5 protein-coding genes are annotated in these 3058 nt (G+C 57.9%); 2 read left to right on the forward strand and 3 right to left on the reverse strand.

The window, feature by feature from the left end; translation table 11 throughout:
- The coding region (locus tag AC11W3_RS09100) for an elongation factor P (protein WP_484092890.1) at positions 1-374 on the reverse strand (374 nt) is incomplete at its 3' end.
- Positions 375-467: 93 nt separating this feature from the next.
- Between AC11W3_RS09100 and yaaA the strand changes: the two genes are divergently transcribed.
- Positions 468-665 carry a S4 domain-containing protein YaaA gene (yaaA, locus tag AC11W3_RS09105; RefSeq protein WP_484089484.1) on the forward strand — a complete coding sequence of 66 codons (198 nt, stop codon included), beginning with the start codon at positions 468-470 and terminating at the stop codon, positions 663-665.
- Positions 666-670: 5 nt separating this feature from the next.
- Here yaaA and AC11W3_RS09110 read toward each other — a convergent pair whose 3' ends face one another.
- Positions 671-1033, reverse strand: a complete 363-nt coding sequence (locus AC11W3_RS09110) for a translation initiation factor Sui1 (RefSeq protein ID WP_484089483.1) — start codon at positions 1031-1033, stop codon at positions 671-673.
- An 88-nt stretch (positions 1034-1121) separates the two neighbouring features.
- Positions 1122-2207 carry a ribonuclease Z gene (locus AC11W3_RS09115; RefSeq protein ID WP_484092891.1) on the reverse strand — a complete coding sequence of 362 codons (1086 nt, stop codon included), beginning with the start codon at positions 2205-2207 and terminating at the stop codon, positions 1122-1124.
- A 104-nt stretch (positions 2208-2311) separates the two neighbouring features.
- On the opposite strand from AC11W3_RS09115, the gene AC11W3_RS09120 reads away from it, so the two are divergent.
- Positions 2312-2644, forward strand: a complete 333-nt coding sequence (locus AC11W3_RS09120) for a cupin domain-containing protein (RefSeq protein ID WP_484092892.1) — start codon at positions 2312-2314, stop codon at positions 2642-2644.
- The last annotated feature ends 414 nt before the right edge of the window (positions 2645-3058 follow it).

The following is a 3058-nucleotide window of genomic DNA, read 5'->3' on the forward strand; positions in this document are numbered from 1 at the left end:
ACGTTGACCATCCGCTCCTGGAAGATGCCGAGTTGAACTTCGGTCCCGTCCAGAAGGAAGGGGGCGATTGAGGAGAATGCCTCCTCGTCCATCTCGAACTGCTCGTAGGTCTCGAGGTCCATGAAGATGCCGCGCCCACCGTCGGCGTAGAGGAACTGCCCCTTGTGCCGCTCGAAGTCAGCCTCGTCCACCTTGTCGCCGGAGCGGAAGGTCTTCTCCAGCACCTGGGCGGTGATCAGGTTGCGGTACTTGGTCTTCACCATGGTGTTGGCCCCACGGGCGGAAGGGGACTGCCAGGTGACGTCTACAATCAGGCATGGGGCGCCATCGAGCTGGATGACAAGGCCCTTTTTGAAATCATTGGTGGTATACATGAAGGTCTCCTTTACGAAATGTCTCTTTTTTAGCAAAAAAACATGATAAGTTCAACCGCCCCATTAGGGCAGAAGCTAGAAAGCGGAGGATGCATGAAGATAGACACGGAATTTATCAAGCTGGACAGTTTTTTGAAGGCAGTTGACGCGGTGACCTCGGGGGGTGAGGCGAAGATCATCATTTCGGAGGGGATGGTATCCGTCAACGGCGAGGTGGAGCTGCGGCGCGGCAGGAAGCTCCGGCCTGGCGACCGCGTCGAAGTGGGAGGGAAGACGTTTCTGGTGGAATAAAGGGCTCAACCGCCGGCTCGTTTGGCCTTGTAACCGCGCTTCGCGAGTTCCGCCAAGAGCAGCTCCCCATGATCTCCCTGGATCTCGATAACGCCGTCTTTTGCGGTTCCGCCGCAGCCGCACCGGCGTTTCAGCTCACCAGCCAGCGAGGTCAGGGCGGAAGCGTCGAGCGGAACTCCGGTGATCACCATGACGGTCTTGCCACCGCGCCCCTTGCTCTCCCGCCTGATCCTGACAATCCCGTCGCCGGCGGGTGCGGAGCTTTTCTTGCAGACGCAGTCCTTGGCAGGCTTGCCACAGCCCGGGCACATCCTGCCGAATTCCGAGGAGTAAACTACCGGTGCATCATGTGAGCTTGTTTTTTTCATAGGCACGTTTGTAGCAGAAAACCGCCTTCCTGATCAAGCCCCATCCCCACCCTCCCCACGGGCTGAAGCGCCATTCACCATTCACCATTCACCGTGTCTGAAGTTCTATCGGCTTCGGCACCTCGCTCTCCATGATGGGGCGGGGGGTTAGACGGTCCGGGATCTTCAGCACGGTGACGCCGGGCGGGGGCTCGATTTCGTCGTACAAGGGCGCGCTCCCCCTCTGGTAGATCTTGGACAGGTGCATGGGAAGCACATAGCGCGGCCGCAGACGGTCGAGCAGGGTGTTGAGCTCGGTGGTACAAAGATGCCGGGAAAGACCAGCCTTCTTCCGCTCTGCCGCCAGGAAGGCGCACTCGCAGATCAGCAGCGTCACCCCCTCCTGGAGCGCCGCCAACTTCTCCATGTTCTCCTCGGAATAGCCGATATCGGTAACGTAACCTATGCTGGCAGGGGCCTCCACTTTCGTGATCCGCCGATACAGCTCCCCGGCGTCAGGCTCGTGGCGCTCTTCGACGGTCTCGCCACTCCGTGCAGGATAGGTTATGGGCGAGCCTTCCAGCGTCCCCGTGTGGAAAAGCTTCTCCAGTTCCTTCAGCCATTCCCCTTTCATGACCCCGGCATCGGCCATGCGGCCGTCATCCACCGCGAATGCGGCCCCTTCATCGATTCTGTAGGAGAGGACGGGGATCCTGTGCTCGCAGGCCGTGCTCCTCACCGTGAGGAAGCGGTTCCCGTAGATTTCCCCGCTCCGTTCTCCTTCCCTTTTGGCCGCGAAGGCCTCGGGCCCGCTGTAGAGCGTGCTCGCGATGCGCCCGTCAAGGACTTCACCTACCCGAAAGTTTCCCCAGAAGGTTTCGGCCAGGTTCCAGTCATAACAGGCGAATTTGTTGCCCATGCGAGCGGCTAGGCCGGGGGGGCCGAAGACGTCGACAGTGCGGGGAGAGGCGTGGCTGTGTCGGATGACGCTGTCCATTCCCATGAAGTGGTCCATGTGGGCATGGCTTATGAAGATGGCGTCGATGGAGGTATAGACCCTTTTGGCGAGATGGTGCATCTTGCCGCAGTCGAAGAGGATAGCCCGCCCTGTCGGCCGGACGCGGACCAGCAGCAAGGGATCGTCAAACAATCCGGCGAAGAATGTCGGCTCAAGGTAGCGAAAGGGTTTGGGCATGGCCTAGATTTTACCATTTAGTTGACTTCCATCAATTGATAGACTGGCTCAAGGCGGTAAAGTTACTATCACAGAGAGCGCTATTTGAGAGAGGGAGGGACGATATGCCAGAGAAAAAAGGGGTGGCAACGGGCGAGAAACTCAATTTGGCAAACCTCGCCGGATATCAGGATGGAGCCGTAGTCAGCAGGACAGTGGTTGACAAACCCGTCGGCACAATCACAGCGTTTGCTTTTGACGCAGAAGAAGGATTGAGCGAGCACACTGCGCCCTATGATGCATTCGTCCAGATATTGGACGGTGAGGCCGAGATAAACATCGAGGGAAAGGTACAGACAGTAGCAGCAGGGGAGATAGTGATCATGCCGGCGAACAAGCCGCATTCACTGCGAGCCGTGAAGCGCTTCAAGATGCTCCTGGTCATGATCAGGGCCTGAGAGCATCGGCACAGGGGACGCCGGGGAAGGCGCGGTGGAGCCGGAGGAAAATCTTTATCGGGTCGTGACTCCCCGGTTGACACAAAAAGGAACCTGATTAGTACCAATCTTCAGCCAGCTTCCAAAACTGTCATTCCCGAAGCGATTCTGATCGGGAATCCAGCTCCTAAACGACGTGAAATCTGGATCCCCGACAAGGGCATTCGGGGATGACAATCTCGTAGTGGAAGATTGGCGCTAATCAGTAAAAGGAAAAGGCCCGTTTCGCGCGGGCCTTTTCCTTTTCCATTTTTGCCTGTTATTTCATTTGCAGCCGCAGCCGCAGCTGGAGCGCTCGAGGAAGGATGCTTCGTATCCCTTTTTGAGGAGCTTCGCCACTTCCTTCGAGTGATAGGTCAGGATCAGGTCGGCGCC

The organism is Geomonas sp. (assembly GCF_056994735.1).